Below are 20,066 nucleotides of genomic sequence, written 5' to 3'. Positions count from 1 at the left end.
ATTGCAGGCCTTCCTAGATGGGACAGACAGAGTAAAAAGTTCTCTTGCGGGAATCGAAACGAAGCAGGAAGAACACTTTGCCGGTGATGCCGGCGTCGAGGACTTCGTCAGCGATATCGCCCTGTACCGGAAAACAGGCGGCGACTATCTGATCGGAGCGTTGGAGATGGTCGCCAAGGTAAAGCGCATCACCACCAATCTCTCAAAAGTCACCAGCATTCGCCGCGACCAAGCCTCAGCGGGCGACGACAACAAGGTACGCAAGCCTCGCGCCGTCATCCGAGACCTCCGGCTGACCATTGCTTCAACCGGGTAAAAGGTGGAAGCTCTACAACATAGAATTAGTAATCACCTCTATATATTCGATCACGAGATAATCTTTGACTAAACTCTCATTAACGTGACCTTGAATTTCGCCCTATCATCTCACAACACAAAATATTATTGATCCCGCAAAGGTCTCAAATTATGCCTGTTACCTCAAATCAGCAGTGAGTGAGGGTCCCGGTGCAAAGTCCGCAAGGGTTTGCAGAAGCCGGGATTGGGTAAGAATTGTCGAACACGACCGATCACTCTTATTTTGACACGTCGAGTCTTGCGCCCTCGGACCGGTTTTCCATCTGGCGAGAGGCGATCGACGTTTGTTTTGAGGTAAACCCTCATCGAAGCGGGCACACCCGTCCATTCAACGCATGCGTTGAAAGTTTTCTGCTGGAAGACATCGCGGTCAATCACTGCCGTCTCGGCGCGCAAGAATTCCGGCGCGACCCCGCCCGCATCGCCCGCGACGGGATTGACAATTATCAGCTGCATATCTTTTTGAACGGACAGGCGGAGATGAAGTGTGCAGGCCGCGCCGTGGAAAGCGGAGCTGGCGATTTCGTGGTTCTTGATCAGGCCGATGAATTCTATTCCTGGACGAGCAACTACGAGATCATTAACGCTTTCATTCCCCGCCGCCGGCTCGCGCCGCTCCTGCAGCGCCCGGACGCCACACACGGCCTCGTGTTCGATGGCCACTCTGGTGCTGGCATGCTTTTGAAAGAATTCCTGGTTTCCCTGTTCAAGGTCGCCCGGGACCTGCCGGATTGGCAGATCTCCGAGACGGCGAAGACGCTGGTCAATCTTGCCGCGATGGCGCTGAACGGCGCACAGATCGATCTACAAAACCCGCCCAAGGTATATAATCGCAGCATTCTGATGCGCGCTCAAATATTCATGAAAGAACACCTACACAATCCAGACCTTTCAGTGTCGCATATTTCAGCGCACCTGAGCGTTTCCCGCTCGAAACTATACGAGCTGTTCAGGGAGTTCGGAGGCGTGAAGGCCTATCTGCGCGAGCTTCGACTCAGGCGCGCTTTTTCTGAGCTCGCAGCTTTTAGCGGACAACCAAAGAGCATTTCCCATTTGGCGTTCACGCTCGGCTTCTCCGATCCGGCAGTCTTTTCGCGCCAATTCAAGTTCCGCTTTGGTATCAGCCCGACCGAAGCACGCTCGGAATCGCAGACAGCGAATGATGGCCGGGCGCTTTCCAACCGCGTTGGTGATGTCAAATATGCGGACTGGATCCGGCAGATTGCGTGAAGCGTTTCACCGCCATTCTGGACACGGTGCAATGCGATTATGCACGAGCGATCATTAACACGGCTTTGCGATAACACTTAACTGACCCGCATGGCTATGTTGTCGTCCAGACAGCACAGAACCTGAGTAGCGATTGGTATTGGCCCCAATATCAATGCTGAGCTGTCGGTCTCTCGTGTGTCCCTGCTCCAGTATTGGCGGTCAACTAAAAATTGGGCGTATTCAGCTCGCGTAGAACAGGTTTTCGCTGCGAAGCCTTTGATTTGTTCGCGGGCGTAAACGCTTGTTGTTCAAGAGGGGGACGTCCAGTGAGGAACGGTTTCAGAAAAACGAGTAATCATCCGATTGTTTACTTGTTTATGGTCATATTAATCGGGAGCATGAGCGCCATAGGGCATACTGGCGCGTCGCTGGCGCAGGCTGTTGAGGATTTCTCTGGCGAAACACCCGGCGCGAAGGGCGATAGCTTCACGAATGATGAAAACACATTATCGTTCGGCGCGTCCGGCGGCAGCATCGAAGTCATTGCTGGGTCCTTGCGAATGCAAAGATCGACCGGATCCAGTTCCATTACTGCGCTGGGCGGCAATGAGATTACCCAATTCACCCTGACAAATTTTACTGCGAATTCAGGCACTACTTCAATTACATACGGGGATCCGGGCGTAATTGGCTCTGAGGCGTTTGATCCCGGGAATGGTGTCTACACGCCACCGGCAGGAACGACCGTTCTCTACATTGGTGGAGTAGATCCAAACGGAATGCCCCATAGTTTTGATATTGATGACATCCAATACAGCGGTGGCGATACGACCCCACCGGACGTGTCGCTCAGCTCCGCCGCGGGTGGCCCCGTACAAGGCGATTTCACGATCACGGTGACCTTCTCTGAGGCCGTGAATGGTTTCACGCTGGGGGAGATCGATGTCGGAAATGGTACCGCGTCAAACTTCACCGGATCAGATGGCGACACAGTCTATACGGCCACGATTTCGCCGGTTGGCACCGGGCCGGTTACCATTGATGTTGCGGCAGGCGTAGCGAGTGACGCGGCAAATAATCTCAGCCTCGCCGCGACCCAGTTTTCTATCCAGGCAGACGCGTCCGCCGCCCTGGTTTCGCTTGACGCCGCATCAGACCTCTCTGGCCAGGTGCTGGCAACGGAGGCCTCTAGCACTTTAATCGGCAACCTCGTACTTGATTTCGGTCTTTCCGACAGGTTCGTGCAGATGGGCGCTGGCGGCGAGGTCGACCTGCTCATCACACTGTCCAACGCGGTATTTGACCAACCTGTGAACACGGGCGATTTCAGCCAGGCAACCGATCCGGACTGCGCCTTTCAAATCGCGTCTGGCGGTGGGGCACGCGGCTCCTCGATTGGTTTCGTTTCCACCGGTCAAGTCAACGCCTGCAGCGGATTTGACGCCAATGACGGCTCAATCCTGCTGCCGATCGAGGTGGTAAGCAACGGCGATCCGGTAAGCGTTGAGGTGACCCTTACTCCGACGAATGATGCGGGCTCCTATGCCGGCGACAGTGAGACTCTTGAGGTGTTGACCTTCGCCGGGTTTGTCTCCTTCGCGATCGACTTCGACACTGCGGCCGACCCACCGGTTGGTCAGTTCGACAGCAATGGCGACGCCCTGCAGGGCACAGGCCAGATCGCGCGGATCGCGACAGTGCGCGATGGCAATGTGGACGAAACCACGATCGGGGGTGGCGGCGCCTCGGCTGACAGCGCCGACGACGTGCTGGCATCGGCTGACGTAATCATCACCTTCCCGGCCGGCGCGACCGGGATTGGCGGCGTAGCGGTCTCGGGGGCCGGAGCGTGCACGCCAGGAGGCGGAGCGAGTGCGAACGTGTTCACATGCCCGGCGACGGGCGCGGAGGTGGACGCCTTTGACGGCGCCACGGACGGGCTGGTTACGATCACGGCCGACGCCGACAACCAAACCGTCATCACGCCGCAAACGCCGACGGTCACGCTTGAACTGGTCGCGGATGCCGGGTTTACGGCGAGCGCGGTCGCAGACACCGACGCCGCGCCGCTCTCACGGGACGACGGGCTGGAGACCACCGCCATCACCCATGGCGACTTCGCCTGGGTTAACCTGCGCGAGAGTGGCGGGGTCACGAGCCGATTCCGTATTACCGGAATCGCTTCCGGACTGGACACGCTGGCAGGTGAAGGCATTCAGGTCACAGTCAGACGAACGACTGGCCCGATACCGACCGCGACAGCACTCATACCCGACGTATCGCTGGTCGAGGGTGCGAACGGGACCTGGACGGCAACATTCTCAAGCACGGACCTGGCAGCCGCTCTTGGCACCACCGGCCTCAACGTCAATGGTGACATTACCCTCGCCCTGATCCACGACGACACGGTCAACCATGCCGGAGCCCGGGCGCTGCGTCTGCTTACCCGCAACGGACATGTCACCGGCACCGGGTTCGATCAGTAGCTGTTCGGCTTGCAATCCAGCGCGGTCCGGCACCAGGCCGGGCCGCCTGGCGCCGCCTGACTGAAAAGCCGAACGGGCGCGGAGCATTCCTGCAGGCGGTTACGGTCCGACTGGACGACCCCGGCAATGACACTTGCGGAACGAATGCGCACCCAACGACAAAACGCCCCCGCCGATCGGCGGGGGCGTTTCGCATTCGGCTTGTGCAGCGCAGCTTGCCTAGGCAGCCTTGCCCAGCTTGGCGGCGCGCTTTTCCTCGATGCGCTGACGGGCGATCTCGTCGGCGATGAGGTTGGACGGGCGGCCTTCACTTTCCGACTGGTCGAGGATCTCGCCCAGCGTCTTCTCGAGACCGATCAGCTTGCCCTTCACCCATTCCGGATTGAAGTCGCCGGCAATCTCGCCCATCACATTGATGATGCCGCCGGCATTGAGCACATAGTCCGGCGCGTAGACCTTGCCGCGCTTGAGGATTTCCGCCCCCATCTCGCGCGTGGCGAGCTGGTTGTTGGCAGCACCGGCGATGATCTTCGCCTTGATGCGGTCAATCGTGTCCGGATTGATCACCGAGCCCAGCGCACAGGGTGCGAAGACATCAACATCGAGGTCGTAGATATCGTCGAGGCCGACAATGGTGGCCCCATGCTCGGCCTTGAGACGCTCGAGACCGTCCTGGTTGATATCGGTGATGAAGAGCTCGGCCCCGGCCTTGGCCAGATGGCCGGCCAGATAGGCACCGACATGACCGGCGGCGCCCTGGATGGCGACCTTGACGCCGGACATGTCCGACTTGCCCAGGCCGCGCTCGACGCAGACCTTCATGCCGCGGAACACGCCCTCGGCGGTCACCGGCGACGGGTCACCCGAAGCGTCCTTGCCTTCCGGCAAACCGACCACATGCTCGGTCGAGGCGCGCACGGCCATCATGTCGTCCGGGCTGACGCCGACATCCTCGGCCGTGATGTACATGCCATTCAGGCTGGCCACGGCGCGACCGAAGGCCTCGAACAGGGCCTTGCGGTCGAAGGAGCCTTCCGGCTTCATGATCACGGACTTACCGCCACCGATCGGCAGGTCGGCCATGATATTCTTGTAGCTCATCCCCTGGGACAGGCGCAGCACGTCCTGGAGCGCAGCCTCCGAATTGGGATAAGACCACATGCGGCAGCCACCGCAGGCCGGACCGCTGACCGTGGTGTGGACACCGATAATGGCTTTCAGCCCGGTGACTTCATCGGTCGCGAAAAGAATTCTCTCGTGATTGTCGAAAGACGGATGCTCGAGAACGCTCATAGGCAGCAAACCCTTTTGTTCAGCTGAGACGGCCACCGCTGACGGAGCCGCGATTTCGGGCGCCGGAATACCGCTTCGCGGGCCAACACACAAGCGCTCGAAAACACCCCGAAACGGGTTTACGGCAACAATTCTTTCATGCGGCACCGCAGCATCGGGAGAATTATTGCCTCGAACCAGGGGTTTTTGCGCAACCAGGCACTATTCCGCCATGACGGATGGGGGAGCGGGAGAAAATCAGGCCCGTAATCGGCCGCATGGCGCACGGTTTCGGTCAGCGTCTTGTGCGCCTGCGAACCCAGCCAGAAACGCTGGGCATACTGCCCGACCAGCAGGGTCAAGCGGATATTGGGCAGGGCCTCGCGCACCTGATTTTGCCAGAGTGGCGCACATTCGCGACGCGGCGGCAGATCGCCGCCCCTGGCGTCCAGACCGGGGAAACAGAAGCCCATCGGCGCGATGGCCAGCTTGGCCGGGTCATAGAAATCCGCTTCATCGATCTGCAGCCAGTCGCGCAACCGGTCACCGGACGGGTCGGTGAAGGGCTTGCCGGAGGCATGTACACGCGTGCCCGGCGCCTGGCCGACCAGCAGGATGCGAGCGTCCGGATGCGCCTGGATGACCGGTCGAGGCTCATGCGGCATGGCCTCCGCGCAGACCCGGCAGGCGCGGATATCCGCCAGAAGTGCGTCGAGATCAGGCGCGGCCAATCCGCCAGACACCCTTGAAAGCCTCCGGATCCTCGACCGGCTTGCCCTTGCGCAAAATGGTCACCTTGCCTGCCTTGGCGAGACGGATGGCGGCCTGGCGCACATGGCCGAATTTGCGATTGAAACGCTCCGGGTCCACCGCCTTGGCAACATCGGCGGGCGAGATCGAGCGGTTCTCCGGGGCCGCCGCGACAAGGCTGAGGATGGCAGCCTCGATCGGATCGGGATCGGTGAGCTCGGTTTCGGGTTTCTCGGTCATACAGGTTCAGCCATGATGTTGCTTGGGCGGCAGTGAATAGGTCGCGCTGGCCTGGGCGATCAAGTCATCCGAGCCGCCCGCCTTGATATCACAATCGGTGACCGCCAGTCGCGAGCCCAGTTTCAGCAGGCGGCATTGGCCGGTTACCGGTCCCGGCGGCGCCTTGCGCAGGAAATTGATGTTGAGATTGGTGGTGACGGCCAGCGCCTGCCTGCCGACATGGCCAAGGATCACCGCATAGGCGGCAAAATCCGCGAGGGTGAAGAGCGTCGGACCGGACACCGTCCCGCCCGGACGCAGATGCGCGGTCTGGGCCTCGGCACTGACAATGGCCCGGCCGGGCTCGATCCGCTCAATTCCGAACTTGATCCCGCCCTGATTCCATTGCGGAAAGACCTCGTCGAGATAGGCCGCGACCGCCGCAGCATCCATGTGAATCGTCAAACTCATCGTGTCCGCTTTCCTTCCGAGCGCTGCAGACGAAAGCTTTGCCGCCGCCGCGCCGTGCGGCAAGTTGCGGACACAGCCGCCAGCCAGACGGGACCCAGCATGCGCCGCGACCACCGCCCCTATTGGATGCACCGTTTCTGGGAGCAGTTCGAGAATGCCTGGGCCGGCCATTTCCTGGCCCCGCACTTCGCCGGGCTCGGCCGCAACCCCAAGATCGTCCTGCCCTGGGCGGTCGAGGTCTTCGGGCCCAATATCACCGCCGGTGACCATCTCCACATCATCGCCAACAAGCATGACCCGGTCCGCCTCACCGTGTGGTCACCGCAGACCCAGGCCGGGCGGATCAGCCTGGGCGATCATGTCTTCCTGGCGCCGGGCACGCGCATTCTCGCCGCCGGCGAGATCGAGATCGGCGATGCAGCCCTGATCGCCAACAAGGTCACGATCACCGATTGCGACTGGCATTCCATCCATGACCGCGTCGATCCGCAGCCGGCGTTCAAACCGGTAAAACTGGGCAAAAATGTCTGGATCGGCGATGGTGCCTTTGTCGGCAAGGGTGTCACCATTGGCGAAAATTCCGTCGTCGGCGCCCGCTCGGTGGTCACCAAGGATGTCGAGCCCTGGACCATCGTCGCGGGCAATCCGGCCAAGGTGATCAAACGCATCGACCCCGACGCCCCGATGAAAACCCGCTCCGACCTGTTCGCCGACGCCGAAGGTCTCGACCGTTTCATGGACACAGCCTACCGGCAGTCACTGGCGGGCAATTCGACGATTGGCTGGCTGAGGAGTCGGCTCTGGCCGGCGCGGGGGGATTGAAGTGGAGCAGGTCCTCGCCCTTGATGGGCGAGGTGGATCGCCGCCCGACGGCGAGACGGAGTGGGTGATCGAAGGTGGATGCCGGAACGCTGACGCGTTTTACCCCTTCCGACCCCTGCTACGCAGGGTCCACCTTCCCCATCAAGGGGAAGGACCTCTACCGAGCCAATCCACTTTTCCCGGAGGCGCGGGGTTCCGTCCGGGAAAAATGGTGAAGGTGGGATTGGCAAGGCGCGCATCGGCGCAAACCCGTCCATACATCCCTTGCCGGGACAAAGCCGTATCCGGGTCTTGAGGTCAAGGGTGAAACCGCGAAGCGGCGCTGATGCGCCCTTGACCTCAAGACCCGGATACGGCGCACTGGCTGACAAGGGATGTATGGAGCGGTCCGCGCCGTGCGCGTTCCTTCACCTCCCCGCCCCTACCCGAACAAACCCTGCGGCAGCACGCCAATCGCTGCGCCGGTCATCAGCGTCGCCAGCGTGCCGGAGATCAGCGCTTTCGGGGCCAGCTGGAGAATGTCCTCACGCCTTGAAGGCGCAATCGCAACCAGGCCGCCGGTCAAAATCCCGACACTGGAGAAATTGGCGAAACCGCACAGGGCGTAGGTCATGATCAGGCTGGTGCGCGGGGAGAGCTCGTCGCCGATCTGGGCCAGGCGGTCATAGGCATAGACCTCGTTGAGCGCCGTCTTGAGACCCATCAGGGAGCCGGCCTGGGTCGCTTCCGACCACGGGACACCAGCCAGCCAGACGATGGGGGCGAAGAGCCAGCCCAGGATGCGGTCGACCGACAGGGCGGCGCCGAACACGTCGGGGAAGAGGCCCAGCATGACGTTGAGCAAGGCGACCAGCGCGGTGAAGACCAGCAGCATGAAGATGATGTTGAAATAAAGCCGCATCCCGTCCGAAACGCCGGTCGTGAGCGCGTCCATGGAGGAATGATAGATCTGGGTCGGCACCTTCTCCTTGGCCTCGGCCTCCGGCGTCATGGCTTCTGCGGGCATCATCAGGCGCGACAGGAGGACGGCGGCGGGCACCGAGATCAGCGAGGCAGTGAAGATATGACCGGCCGCACCGTCGATGATGCCGGAGAGTTGGGAGACATAGAGCGCCATCACCGAGCCGGCGACGGTAGAAAAACCGACCGTCATGATCAGGAAGAGGTCAGAGCGGCTCATATCGGGCAGGCGCGGCCGGATCAGGACCGGGCTTTCTGTCATGCCGAGAAAGATATTGGCCGCGGCGCCGAGACTGGCCGAGCCGGACAGGTTGAGCAGGCGTTGAAAAGCAAAGGCAAAGCCGCGCACCAGGACTTCAAGGATACGCCAGCGCCACAACAGCGCCGACAGGGCCGAGAGCACGATGACCATGGGCAGGGCCTGGAAGGCGAAAAGGAAGGTACCGCCAGCCGCGTCCGGATTGATCTCGAAGGGCATGACGCCGCCAGCCAGATAGCCGAAGACGAATTGCGCGCCCTCATTGGTCACCTCCTGAAGCACCGCGACCACACCGGTCAGCGATTGCAGGAAGGCGCGAAACGGTGCGACCGTGTACAGCAGTGTGGCGATGATCAGCTGCAGGCCGATGGCCCCGCCCAGCAGGATGAAGGGGAAGCGTTTGCGCGGTCCCAATAGCCAGGCGATGCCGGCAAGAAGGAACAGGCCCGCAAAGCTGCGGCCTTGCAGCAAAAGATCATCCATGAAAGTCCCCGCCGGTCAAAGCGGGACCATATTCCGCACGACCCCGCGGCTGCAAGCACTTGCCTCAACGCCCGGCCCGCGAAATGCTGCAGCGCATGACGTCAACGCCCCTCAAACCGCCGATCAGGACGCCCTGCGTACAGGTCTGTTTCGTCGATCCCAAAGCGCAATTATGTGTCGGCTGTTTCCGCACAATGGAAGAATTGGGGCGCTGGACGCGCTATAGTGACGCCGAACGCGAGACCATCATGACCGCCCTGCCCGAGCGCGAAGCCGCGTACAAGGCGGCCAAGCCGGTTCAGCAGGGATAACAAGAGATGCGCGCCCTCATCATCCGTTTAGCCCTGCCTGCCCTCGCCCTTGGCATCGCCCTGATCGGGCTGCGCCTGATCAGCTGGCCGCTCTGGACCGACGTCGAACCTATGGTGCGCACGCTCTATATCGCGATCGCGCTCGCTCTGCTGGCCCTGGCCCTTCTGGGTTCCGCCGTGGCGCCAGACGGCGCGCGGCATCGCAACCTCCTCGCCTGGCTCTCCATCGGTGTCGCGGCCGGCGGGGTCGCGATCCTGGATCGTGACTATACCCAGCTGGAGCATCAGCGCGTCTGGGGCGTGGCCGCGATGGATGGCGAGACGCGCCCACTCCGAGGTGGCAATGGCGTGCAATTGGCCGACGGTTCGCTGGTTCTGGAACGCCATTTCGACGGTCATTTCTACATCGACAGCGAAATCAATGGTGCGCCGGTCCAATTCCTGATCGATACCGGCGCGACCGGCGTGGCGCTGACGCTGGACGATGCCCGGCGCATCGGTATCCGTACCGACACGCTGGATTTCAACATCCGCACCTCGACCGCTGCTGGCCCGTCGATGGCCGCGCTGGTCACCATCCCGGCGCTTGTCCTGCCCGGACGCACATTCGAGAACCACCCGGCCCTGGTGATGAGCGGCGGCGAACGTTCCCTGCTCGGCATGTCTGTGCTGGGCGAGTTCGACGCGGTGGAGATGCGCCGCGACCAGCTGGTCCTTCGACCCTAGGTCAGCCGGCAGCGTTGGCCAGCCAGGCTTCGCGCACCAGCATGACGCCGACCACAACCAGACCGATCGCAAAGCACCGCTTGAGTGTTTTTTCCGGCAGGGCGTGAGCCAGCCTGGCGCCCAGCGGCGCAACAAAAAAGGCCGAACCGGCGAGCAGGGCGAAACCGGGCAGATTCACATAGCCCAGCGAGTACGGCACGATCACCTCACCCCAACCATTGACGATGAAGCCGACCGCGCCTGGCAAGCCGATGGCGACACCAAAACCGGCAGCCGTTGCAACCGCCTTGTGGATCGGCTTGCCGCACAGCGTCATCAAGGTGACGCCGAACACACCACCGCCAATGCCCATCAGGGCCGAGAGAATACCGATCAGACCACCCAGGCCCCAGCGCAGCGGCCCGGACGGCAGCGTGTCCGCAAGGCGCCAGTCCGGTCGGCCGAAAAAGAATTGGGCCGACAGAAGCACCGCCATCACGCCGAACAGTCCGGTCAGGAAATTGCCGGGCAGCATGTGAGCAATGCGCGAGCCGATCAGTGTGCCGATCACGATCCAGGGCGCCCAGGCCTTGAGGACGGGAAAATCGACCGCATCCCGTTTGGCATGCGAGGAGACGGATCGCATCGAAGTGGCAATAATCACAGCCAGCGAGGTCCCGACCGCGACCTGCATGATGCGCGGATCGTCATAGCCGAGGAATTGAAAGGCGTAATACATGGCCGGGACCATCACGACGCCGCCGCCAATGCCGAACAGGCCGGCGATCAGTCCGGCAAAGGCGCCCGTGGCCGCCATCGCCAGGACCAGAATCCAGATTTCGGTCATTCAGGCCGCCTCATCTCGCGGCGACACGGCCGCCTGGGCTTCATCAAGCACATCGAGGCCGGCACCGCGTCGCGGCGCCTTTTCCGACAGGATGCGCCGCCATTGGCGCGCGCCCGGCTCGCCGGCATAAAGGCCGAGCATGTGGCGCGTGACATCGTGAAGGCGCCCGCCCGCGTCCAGATGGGCCGCGATATAGGGCCGATAGGCTTCCAGCGCCTGCGAGCGCGTCGCGACCGGATCTGCCTCTGAGAAAATCTGTGAGTCGACCCGGGCGAGAATCCAGGGTGTGTGATAGGCGGCGCGGCCGATCATGGCGCCATCCAGCGCCTCGGCCTCGGCGAGGGCGTGATCAAGGTCGGCCAACCCGCCATTGAGGATGATTTCCAGCTCGGGCCGCTCGGCCTTGAGGCGGCGCACCAGATCATAATCAAGCGGCGGCACGGAGCGGTTTTCCTTCGGGCTCAGACCTTTCAACCAGGCTTTTCGGGCATGCACGGCGAAACTGGTCACGCCACGCGCAGCGACCGTGTCGACCAGAGTGAAGAGCGCCTCTTCGGGTTCCTGGTCCTCGACACCGATCCGGCATTTCACCGTGACCGGGATTGTGACCGCCTCCCCCATGGCCGCGACGCAATCCGCGACGAGTCGCGGCTCCTGCATCAAACAGGCCCCGAAACGGCCCGACTGGACCCGGTCGGACGGGCAACCGACATTGAGGTTGATCTCGCAATAGCCGAAGGCCTCTGCGGTTTTCGCCGCGGCCGCGAGCTCGTGCGGATCAGACCCGCCCAGCTGGATCGCAACCGGATGTTCGCGCGCGCTGAAACCGATCAAGCGGTCCGTGTCGCCATGAATGATCGCCTTGTCGACCGCCATCTCGGTATAGAGCAATGCCCGTCGCGTCAGGACACGGTGAAAGGCCCGGCAATGCCGGTCGGTCCAGTCCATCATCGGCGCCACGGAGAGGCGGCGGGAAAAAGGCATCTTGGCGTTCATGACCGGCGACATAGCGTGTGCGCGCGCTTATCGCAACGCAGCACACGCGCCCGGAGCGTCGATCTTTCAAATCCGACCTGTTCCGTTCACCCGGTTTAAACGGGACTGTGTTTGTGTGAGGGTGGCGAGGGAGAAGCGGACATGGCCAAGGCAGTCTTTCACAAGCATCAGCGGGTCTTTGTCGGCCCGGTCGGGACCTGGGCGCTGGTCGAGCAGGTCAAGCCGCAGTGGGTGAAGGACGTCGAAGAGCCGATCCGGGTCGCTTATGATTGCGGTCTTGGACGCGATTTCACCGCCGAGGAGCTGTCGGCCGAACAGGCCGATCATGTCGAGGCCGGTCATTGGCGCGTCCTTCGGGCCAAGAATAAATGGCAGACCATTGAGGACTGTGCCGGGCATCCCTTCCCCGGCACTTTCCCCGTCGTGGTCACCGAGGCGATGGATTGGGGTGGCTGGCGGGTGCCGGCGGCGGAGTATGACCGCGATCCGCACCGCATTGAGGCCCAGGCCCGCCTGCTCGCGAACAGTCCGCGTCTGCTGGAGATTGCAGAGCATCTGGCAGCCCTGGCTGGCGAAGATGGTGAATTACCACCCGCACTGGCCGAGCTTTCGCGCCGCGCCGAGAGCGTTCTGAAAGACGTGAACACCAAGCCTGCCAAGCGTGATGGCCGCTCCGAGTCGCGCGCAGCCTGATTTACCTAAAATTTTAAGGGCGTTCTAACGATTGCCGGACGAAAATCATCGGTCTGTGCACACGATTGGATTGCCCATGTCGCTGGTCGAACAACGCAACCGTTTTCTCTCCTTCGCCTTTGCTTCGGCAGACATACTCATCGAGACCGACCCCAAAGGGCGTGTCACCTATGCGGCCGGCGCCATCGCCGCCCTGGGTGAACCGACCCTGGCCGGAACCGGAGAAGAGTTGGCCAGGCGTTTTGACCGGACGTCCAGGCCGGTCTTTCAGGCCATCATGCATCGGCTCAAGCCGGGACGCCGCCTGGGGCCGGTCCGGGTGGCCGTGGGGGGCCGCGAATGCCGCCTGTCCGGCTGGATGCTGGGCGATGACGAGCGCATTCGCTGGAGCCTGTCCTACGAAGCCATGCATGCGCCGGACGAGCTTGACCCGCAAGCCTTCGAAAGCGCGGCCGAAGACGCCATCGCGAAAGCCCGTTCTGCCGGCCTCGACATGGCGATGTCGGTCCTGCGTGTGGTCACCGAGGATACCCTGGACCGTCTCGTCGGACCGGATCGTGCCGCAGCGATCCACCAGTCCATCGCGGCGTCCTGTGCGCTCGCTGTCGGCGATGATGGCGTCGCGCGGCAGGTTGACGAGGAGCGGACGGCGCTGATTCATGGCCGGTCGGTCGAGCTTGATCTGCTCAAGACAGAGATTGAGGGCGCCCTCGCCGATGCCGGCCTGCACAACGCACAGGTTCAGATCGACTCGGTTTGCGACGCGCCCAACATCGAGCCGGGCATCGCCGTGCAGGCCTTCCTCCATGCCGTCAATGAGGCCGCCCAATGTGACGGGGTTCTGGATATTGTCAGCCTGCAGGAAACCGCCGAGGTCATGATGCGCGAAAATGAGCGGCGCATGTCCGAATTGCGGACGACGATTGCAGGCCGTGTGATCGAACCTCACGCCCAGCCCGTGGTCGATCTGGCAACCGGTGAGATCCACCACTACGAGCTCTTGCTGCGCCTGCCGGGCGGCAGCCCGGTACAGGACAGTGTCGGCTTTGCCGAGAGCACCGGGCTGATCTACGAGATCGACACCGCGATGGTGGATATCGCCGCGAGCTTTTTGCGCGATGATTTCGATCGCCCCTCCCTGGCCGTCAATCTCTCCGGCAAATCACTGACCAACATGGCCTGGGGCAAGCGCTTCCTGGCGCAGCTGGCCGATCTGAAGATTGATCGCAAACGGCTGAGTTTCGAGCTCACCGAGACCGCCGCCGTGAACAATATCAAGTCCGCCAACGCCATTATCCAGAAAATCCGCGAACGGGGCCACGAGGTCTGCCTGGATGATTTCGGCGCAGGCTCGGCCGGCTTCCACTATCTGCGCGATTTCCCGGCCGATGTGGTGAAGATCGACGGTTCCTATATCAAGCGTTTCGAGCAATCGAAACGGGATGCGACATTGCTGAAAGGCATGATCAATATCTGCCGCAGTGTGGGCGCCGCCACGGTCGCCGAAATGATCGAAACCGAGGCCCAGGCCAAGGCGCTCAAGAGCTTCGGTGTGACTTACGGCCAGGGTTACTATTTCGGTAAGCCTGTGCCGCTAAGCTCACTGAAGGATATGAAGAAGAAGGCCTCGCGCGCGGCGTGAGGCGTTGAGGTAGGCAGCCATGGCCGCAGATTTCAGCCGTGTACGAGTCCTGATCGTCGACGATAACGGCTATATGCTGACGATCCTGCGCACCATTCTGCACGGGTTTGGAATCAAGCAGATTTTCGAGTCCAAAGACCCGGCCGATGCGTTTGACCTGGTGCGATCCGATTCCGTCGACATCATCATCACTGACTATCAGATGGAAATCCTGGATGGTCTCGACTTCGTGCGCCTGGTGCGGACCGCCGATGACAGTCCGAACCCGCTCGTCCCGATCATCATGCTCAGCGCCTATTCGGAGAAGTCCAAAGTGATGCTGGCTCGCGATGCCGGGGTCACGGAATTCTGCTGCAAGCCGGTCACGGCGAAGGAAATGTTCTCCAAGATCGCCTCGGTGATCAATGAACCGCGCCCCTTCATCCGCAACAGGAATTATTTTGGACCGGACCGCCGTCGTGCCAATCCCGATGGCGGCACCTATAAGGGGCCGGAACGCCGCAAGGCACGCCAGAAAGTCGGCGCCGATATCGAGGCAACCGGCGATGCCCCGCCTTCCGGCGAAGGCTGAGCCAAAAGACAAATGGAAGCCCGCGTTGTTCGGTCGACACAGACCGCGAACGCACCTTAGTTTGAGATCATGAATCAGATGCGGTTCGATCACCGCTCGTCCGGGTCCGCCAAGGGTCGGGACAGGGCGTCGAACTCCCCGTCACGGGGATCGCATCGTCACGCCCGCGATCCGGACGAAACACCCCGCAAATCACGCCGCAGCAGTGGTGCGATGTGGATCATTCTGGCGATGGTACTCTTCACCCTCGCCTATGGCGGCATCCTGCTGGTGAAGATCCAGCAGGAGCGCGAGATCCTGATCACCGAGGCGGAGCGATCTCAGGCCAATGCCGCCGGCTATCTTGCCGAACGCGTCACCGCCCGTATCGCCGAAGCTCGCTACGCCCTGGCCTTTGCCGCCGCTGATTTGCGCAGTGCTCGCGCAAGCGAGGTTGAAAGCCTCGCCAATGCGCGCCTGGCCGCTATTGCTGAATCCGATCTCGTCGCTGACGTCGCGCTCCTTCTGCCGGGCGGACAGGTCATCGCCAATGGCGAAGCGGTCGAAAACCTGCGAGATCTGGCCGGCGCCGCACTCGATGCGCAATCGGGCCTGACAGCCCAGGTCAATGGCAATCAGGCCTTTCTTGTGCTCGCCGTCCCGACCCCGCTGAGCGATGGCACGGTCGGCGCCTTCGTGGCGCGGCTGAGTGCCGAGACCGCGCTGCCGGACTGGGGCGATGATCGCGTCGTGGCGCTCGCCGATGCCGATGGCAGCATGCTGGCGATCCGCCCGCGCATGCCCAGCGCGCGCGCCGGCACGCAGCTGGCCGAACGTTTCGGCCTGCAGCCTGCCTTCATCGATACGCTGGCAAGCGGCGGCGGCGGGGCCACATCCGATGCGCGCTTTGGCGAGGAACGCGTGACTTTCGCGGTCGCCCCGATTTCCGGCACCGAGCTGCGCGTCTATGCACTGGGCGCCATGCGGATCAACCAGAATGCCTGGTACCGGACGATTTCCTTCTACGGGCTGATGTTCATCGCCCCGATCTTCGTGGCACTTGGCCTGTGCGCCCTGGTTTTCATGCAGATGGGTCGCCTGCGCTCGACCCGGCAGATGCTGGAGGACAATGAACAGCGTTTCCGGGTCGCCATCGAAGGCGCGCGCTGCGGTGTCTGGGACTGGAATCCGGAAGCCGACACGGTCTTCATTACCGACTCACTGGCCCGTATCCTGGGGCTGGAAGCGGCGACCGAATGCACCGGCCAGCAATTCCTGCAGCTCTTCTCCAAGCCCGACCGCGAGCGCCTGCGCGCGGCGATGCGTGGCGCCCCGGCCGGCGCCGAAGTCGATCATGAAGCCCTCGCCGCCCGCTCACCCGTCTGGCTGCAAATGCGCGGCCGCATCCTGCCCGGTGGAGAAGCCAGCCATACCCGGATTGTCGGCGTCGCCATCGATGTGACGGATCGCAAGGGTGCCCAGGCCCGCGTCGCTGCGGCTGAAAGCCGCCTGCGCGCCGCCCTCGAATCGATGTCGGAAAGCTTTGTGCTCTGGGACAGCCGACAGCGGCTCGTCCTGTGGAATCGCAAATTCCGGGACTTGTTCGATTTTGCCGAAGGCATGCTCAAGCCGGGCATGAGCTATGATGCGGTCGAGCAAGCGGCCTCGCGGGCAATCAAGACCGTGCATGGCGGAACCGAGGGCAAGGCAGCCTATGAGATCGAGCTCTCGAATGGTCGCTGGCTGCACTATTCCGACCGCCCGACTGCCGATGGCGGCCTGGTGTCGGTGGGCGCCGACATTACCGACCTCAAGCATCATGAAGCCGCCCTCACCGAGAATGAGAGCCAGCTCCGCAAGACGGTCGACGACGTCAAGCGCTCCCAGGCCCGCATCGCGGACCTGGCCCGAAAGTATGAAGAAGAGAAGATCCGGGCCGAGGAAGCCAATCGCTCCAAGTCGGAATTCCTCGCCAATATGAGCCACGAGCTGCGTACGCCGCTCAACGCCATCAACGGCTTCTCCGAAATCATGATGCAGGAAATGTTCGGCCCGCTCGGCGATGATCGCTATGTCGGCTACATGAAGGACATCCTGTCCTCGGGCAAACATCTGCTGGAACTGATCAACGACATTCTCGACATGTCCAAGATCGAGGCCGGCAAGATGCAGCTCCAGCCCGAGCCGACCGATGCCAGCGAGCTCGTCGAGCAGAGCATTCGCATCGTCCGTGGCCGTGCCGAGGAGAAACGTCTCCAGCTGCGTGCCGATGTCTCCGACCTGCCCGAAATCGAGGTTGATCCGCGCGCCTTCAAGCAGATCATGATCAATCTGGTCTCCAACGCGGTGAAATTCACGCCGGAAGGTGGCCGGGTCACGGTGCGCGGCTTCCTGTCCGGCCTCGGCGTCGCCTTTCAGGTCTCCGACACCGGCATCGGTATCGCCAAGGACGACCTGCCCCGTCTTGGCCGGCCCTTCGAACAGATCGAGAGCCAGCATTCCAAGAGCTTCCAGGGGTCCGGCCTCGGCCTCGCCCTGTCCAAATCCCTGATCGAGCTGCACGGCGGGACGCTGTCGATCGACTCGACCCTGGGCGAAGGCACCACCGTCTCCATCGTCCTGCCCATCAGCCAGGATCAACCCATCACACGCGATGCGAATGATGACGGCGCCGACGAGGCCGCCCTCGCAGACGCGCTGGAGCTGGACATGGACGATGCAGAGGCCGCGTTCGATGCGCATGCACCGCTCGGCCAGTCACCGGCACTGCCGATCGATGACGGTTTCGATGCCGATGATGAATTCGTCGATGGCGACAACCCGCCCCGCTTCGCGGCCGGTGAATAGACGCGGCTAGTCGCGCGTCGGCGGGCCGTCCTGCGGCCGACGATGACGATGTCCGTCCGGTGGCGGCCCTCGCCGCCCCATCCGCTCCCGGCCGGCCTGCAGGGCAGCGGTCCGGGTCTCGGCATCCAGATCTGCGACAACATCGAGGACGATGGCCTCGATCCGCGCCTCGACCTCGCGCTGGGTGTCGCGAAGCTGCGCCATCGCCGCGGCAACCGCCTCGGTGTCGAACTCTTCGGCCACAAGAAGCGCATCCAGCTCACGACGTGCCGCCCGCCCGTCCCGGGCCAGACCACGCATTTCGTCAAAGTCGGCCCGCAGGCGCTCGCGGGCTTCCTGACGGCTGGCCTCCGGCAGGGCCTCCACAAAGCCGCGCAGGTCAAAACCGCCGCGCCCTGGACGATCGCCGCGCGCATGGTGGCCGACAGACCCCGGCGCCCGCACACGCCACTCCGGACCGTCAGACGTGCTGTGAACCAGATAGCCGACAAGCGCGCCATTGATCAGCACCGAGCCGATCAGGGCGATAATCCAAGGAAGGCCCGGCCTCATGCGTCCTCTCCCAGCCACTCGACCCAGTCCTCTTCATAGCCTGTGAAGGCATCGGCATAGAGCACATCATCGGTGCTGTAATCGCCCGTGAGCGCGCCACTGGCAAATCCCAGGCAGACCCCCAGAAGGAGCGCAGCCGCCAGCGCAGTCGGGGCCATCCAGCGCGAGGCTGCCGGCACAGGCAGTCCGGCCAGCAGTCGACGCTCGAGGAATGCATTGTCCCGCGCCGGTTCGGCCAGCTGATCGAGCAGATCATCCAGCGCGCTTTCCGCGCGCATCACGGCCCCGGCCTGCTCGGCGTGTGCGCGTGCAAAGGCCTCGGCCGCGGCGCGCTCATCAGCCGGCCAACGGGCCGGATCGGTGCCATAGGCTTCGAGAATCTGGAAAAAGCGGTGCTCAGTCATCATTCATCACCGTAGCGGGCATCGCCGCCCTCTTCATAACTGGCTATCAGATCGCGCGCATCGCCCAGGAGCAAGGCCTTGAGCTTGCGCCGACCGCGCGCCAGCAGGGATTCGAGCGCATCAACGCTGACCGACATGATCGCGGCCGCCTCGATATTGCTCAGCTCCTGGAAATGGACCAGTTCCAGGGCCTGGCGCTGCCGGTCCGGCAGCCGGGCCACCGCGTCAGCGACACGATGGCCGCTTTCTGCCTGTTCCATGCGCCGGTCCTGGCCGGGACTGGCATCCGCCTGTTCCGGCACAGAGTCCGTCAGGACTTCGCGCCGCTTGCGCAGACGGTCATAGCAGAGATTGAGGGCGATCCGACAGACCCAGCTGGAGACGCGGGCCTGACCGGATTGCCAGCGGCCCGCGGCCTTCCAGATGCGCAGAAATGTTTCCTGGGCGATATCTTCGGCCTCCACGGCATCGCCCAAGGTGCGGCGGGCCAAGCCGAGAACCCGCGACAGATTGGCCGCCATCAGCTCGCGCGCCGCGTCACGGTCGCCCGCGCCGATACGCGCCATGAGCCTGTCTTCCGCAGCCCGGACATCGACCGGTGCCGATGTCGCGGATTGCGGCCGTTTGCGGACACGGCCGGACATGGGCCCGGCATCCGCCGGTTCAGCTGTCGTCATGCCGTGCCCGTCAAACATCAGCGAAGCGGCTAGTTCCGCCACCAATGTCGGCGATCCTGTCGCCGTTCCACAGCGGCGTCCAGCTCGTCCGGCGTGATCACACCATCCTCATCGGTATCCAGCCGCGCGAAGATTCGGCTTTCGCTCTCCAAATATTCGGCCCGCGAAATGCGACCATCCTCGTCGGCATCCATATGCCGGCCCGGACCATCTCCGCCGCGCCCGCCACGGCGATGGCCACGACGTCCGCGGCGATCATCCTCATCGCCTTGTTCGGCGCGTGCAGCTTCATGGCGTGCCCGCAAGCGCTGGCGCACCGGCGAGGCATCTGCCTGGTCCAGATAACCGTCGGAATTGCGGTCCATCCAGGCGAACATCTCCGCCCGCAGGGCGTCGACTTCGGCGCGCGTGATGGAATTGTCGCCATCGGCATCGGCCGCACGCAGCGTCATCATGGCGCGATGCGCGCCACCACCGCCGGGCCCGCCATGGCGGTCAGCGCCGTGATGGCGGCCACCGGGGCCCTGGGCCTGGGCGACGGCGCCGGCCAG

Annotated in this window: 21 protein-coding genes; 10 read left to right on the top strand and 11 right to left on the bottom strand. The window is 62.8% G+C overall.

The genetic code is table 11. The annotated features are described in order from the left end of the window. The first annotated feature begins 1 nt into the window (after position 1). From Q0X62_RS07825 to Q0X62_RS07815, 3 genes are all read left to right on the top strand, one after another. A complete protein-coding gene (locus Q0X62_RS07825) occupies positions 2–316 on the top strand; it encodes a hypothetical protein (RefSeq protein WP_297733691.1) in 315 nt (104 codons plus the stop codon). 236 nt (positions 317–552) lie between these two features. Further along, complete coding sequence (locus Q0X62_RS07820) at positions 553–1,587, top strand: helix-turn-helix domain-containing protein (RefSeq protein WP_297733688.1); 1,035 nt, start codon at positions 553–555, stop codon at positions 1,585–1,587. 308 nt (positions 1,588–1,895) lie between these two features. Further along, positions 1,896–4,055 carry an Ig-like domain-containing protein gene (locus Q0X62_RS07815; protein ID WP_297733685.1) on the top strand — a complete coding sequence of 720 codons (2,160 nt, stop codon included), beginning with the start codon at positions 1,896–1,898 and terminating at the stop codon, positions 4,053–4,055. A gap of 219 nt (positions 4,056–4,274) precedes the next feature. Here the strand turns inward: Q0X62_RS07815 and Q0X62_RS07810 are convergent, their stop codons facing one another. The 4 genes from Q0X62_RS07810 to Q0X62_RS07795 all read right to left on the bottom strand — a co-directional run bounded on the left by Q0X62_RS07810 (position 4,275) and on the right by Q0X62_RS07795 (position 6,767). Continuing rightward, complete coding sequence (locus Q0X62_RS07810; RefSeq protein WP_297733682.1) at positions 4,275–5,348, bottom strand: Glu/Leu/Phe/Val dehydrogenase dimerization domain-containing protein; 1,074 nt, start codon at positions 5,346–5,348, stop codon at positions 4,275–4,277. A gap of 119 nt (positions 5,349–5,467) precedes the next feature. After that, positions 5,468–5,992 carry a uracil-DNA glycosylase family protein gene (locus tag Q0X62_RS07805; protein ID WP_366946127.1) on the bottom strand — a complete coding sequence of 175 codons (525 nt, stop codon included), beginning with the start codon at positions 5,990–5,992 and terminating at the stop codon, positions 5,468–5,470. Between the two features lie 52 nt (positions 5,993–6,044). Next, complete coding sequence (locus tag Q0X62_RS07800) at positions 6,045–6,317, bottom strand: DUF3253 domain-containing protein (RefSeq protein WP_297733679.1); 273 nt, start codon at positions 6,315–6,317, stop codon at positions 6,045–6,047. Between the two features lie 6 nt (positions 6,318–6,323). Next, the gene (locus Q0X62_RS07795; RefSeq protein ID WP_297733677.1) at positions 6,324–6,767 is read right to left on the bottom strand and encodes a PaaI family thioesterase; all 444 of its coding nucleotides are present in this window, start codon (positions 6,765–6,767) and stop codon (positions 6,324–6,326) included. Positions 6,768–6,866: 99 nt separating this feature from the next. Between Q0X62_RS07795 and Q0X62_RS07790 the strand changes: the two genes are divergently transcribed. Further along, positions 6,867–7,589 (top strand): acyltransferase, encoded by a 723-nt coding sequence (locus Q0X62_RS07790; protein ID WP_297733674.1) that lies wholly within the window; start codon positions 6,867–6,869, stop codon positions 7,587–7,589. Positions 7,590–8,010: 421 nt separating this feature from the next. On the opposite strand, the gene Q0X62_RS07785 is transcribed toward Q0X62_RS07790, so the two are convergent. Next, positions 8,011–9,291, bottom strand: coding sequence for a nucleoside transporter C-terminal domain-containing protein (locus tag Q0X62_RS07785; RefSeq protein ID WP_297733671.1), 1,281 nt, complete (start codon positions 9,289–9,291; stop codon positions 8,011–8,013). A gap of 95 nt (positions 9,292–9,386) precedes the next feature. Here Q0X62_RS07785 and Q0X62_RS07780 point away from each other — a divergent pair, with 95 nt between their 5' ends. Both Q0X62_RS07780 and Q0X62_RS07775 read left to right on the top strand, forming a co-directional pair. Next, the gene (locus Q0X62_RS07780) at positions 9,387–9,602 is read left to right on the top strand and encodes a DUF1289 domain-containing protein (protein WP_297733668.1); all 216 of its coding nucleotides are present in this window, start codon (positions 9,387–9,389) and stop codon (positions 9,600–9,602) included. A 6-nt stretch (positions 9,603–9,608) separates the two neighbouring features. After that, positions 9,609–10,328: a TIGR02281 family clan AA aspartic protease gene (locus Q0X62_RS07775; RefSeq protein ID WP_297733665.1), complete on the top strand. Its 720-nt coding sequence runs from the start codon at positions 9,609–9,611 to the stop codon at positions 10,326–10,328. A gap of 1 nt (position 10,329) precedes the next feature. On the opposite strand, the gene Q0X62_RS07770 is transcribed toward Q0X62_RS07775, so the two are convergent. Then, positions 10,330–11,154 carry a sulfite exporter TauE/SafE family protein gene (locus Q0X62_RS07770; RefSeq protein ID WP_297733662.1) on the bottom strand — a complete coding sequence of 275 codons (825 nt, stop codon included), beginning with the start codon at positions 11,152–11,154 and terminating at the stop codon, positions 10,330–10,332. Next, positions 11,155–12,150, bottom strand: a complete 996-nt coding sequence (dusA, locus tag Q0X62_RS07765; RefSeq protein WP_297733659.1) for a tRNA dihydrouridine(20/20a) synthase DusA — start codon at positions 12,148–12,150, stop codon at positions 11,155–11,157. Between the two features lie 141 nt (positions 12,151–12,291). Here dusA and Q0X62_RS07760 point away from each other — a divergent pair, with 141 nt between their 5' ends. From Q0X62_RS07760 to Q0X62_RS07745, 4 genes are all read left to right on the top strand, one after another. Then, a complete protein-coding gene (locus Q0X62_RS07760) occupies positions 12,292–12,843 on the top strand; it encodes a hypothetical protein (RefSeq protein WP_297733657.1) in 552 nt (183 codons plus the stop codon). 76 nt (positions 12,844–12,919) lie between these two features. Then, positions 12,920–14,485: an EAL domain-containing protein gene (locus tag Q0X62_RS07755; protein WP_297733654.1), complete on the top strand. Its 1,566-nt coding sequence runs from the start codon at positions 12,920–12,922 to the stop codon at positions 14,483–14,485. Between the two features lie 19 nt (positions 14,486–14,504). Next, positions 14,505–15,056, top strand: coding sequence for a response regulator (locus tag Q0X62_RS07750; RefSeq protein ID WP_297733652.1), 552 nt, complete (start codon positions 14,505–14,507; stop codon positions 15,054–15,056). Positions 15,057–15,269: 213 nt separating this feature from the next. After that, positions 15,270–17,882: a PAS domain-containing sensor histidine kinase gene (locus Q0X62_RS07745; RefSeq protein WP_297733649.1), complete on the top strand. Its 2,613-nt coding sequence runs from the start codon at positions 15,270–15,272 to the stop codon at positions 17,880–17,882. A 6-nt stretch (positions 17,883–17,888) separates the two neighbouring features. Here Q0X62_RS07745 and Q0X62_RS07740 read toward each other — a convergent pair whose 3' ends face one another. The 4 genes from Q0X62_RS07740 to Q0X62_RS07725 form a co-directional block, all read right to left on the bottom strand. After that, positions 17,889–18,434, bottom strand: a complete 546-nt coding sequence (locus Q0X62_RS07740; RefSeq protein WP_297733646.1) for a periplasmic heavy metal sensor — start codon at positions 18,432–18,434, stop codon at positions 17,889–17,891. After that, positions 18,431–18,838 (bottom strand): hypothetical protein, encoded by a 408-nt coding sequence (locus Q0X62_RS07735; protein WP_297733643.1) that lies wholly within the window; start codon positions 18,836–18,838, stop codon positions 18,431–18,433. Before Q0X62_RS07735 ends, Q0X62_RS07740 begins: the two co-directional genes overlap by 4 nt. Further along, the gene (locus Q0X62_RS07730; protein ID WP_297733640.1) at positions 18,838–19,557 is read right to left on the bottom strand and encodes an RNA polymerase sigma factor; all 720 of its coding nucleotides are present in this window, start codon (positions 19,555–19,557) and stop codon (positions 18,838–18,840) included. The genes Q0X62_RS07735 and Q0X62_RS07730 overlap by 1 nt, the downstream gene beginning before the upstream one ends. Beyond that, on the bottom strand, positions 19,545–20,066 hold a 522-nt coding region (locus Q0X62_RS07725), incomplete at its 5' end, for a hypothetical protein (RefSeq protein ID WP_297733638.1). The genes Q0X62_RS07725 and Q0X62_RS07730, both read right to left, overlap by 13 nt.

This window comes from uncultured Maricaulis sp., from assembly GCF_947259345.1.
GTDB lineage: Bacteria > Pseudomonadota > Alphaproteobacteria > Caulobacterales > Maricaulaceae > Maricaulis.
Note: the sequence above shows the minus strand (reverse complement) of the source record. Positions and strands in the feature narration are given on the sequence as shown.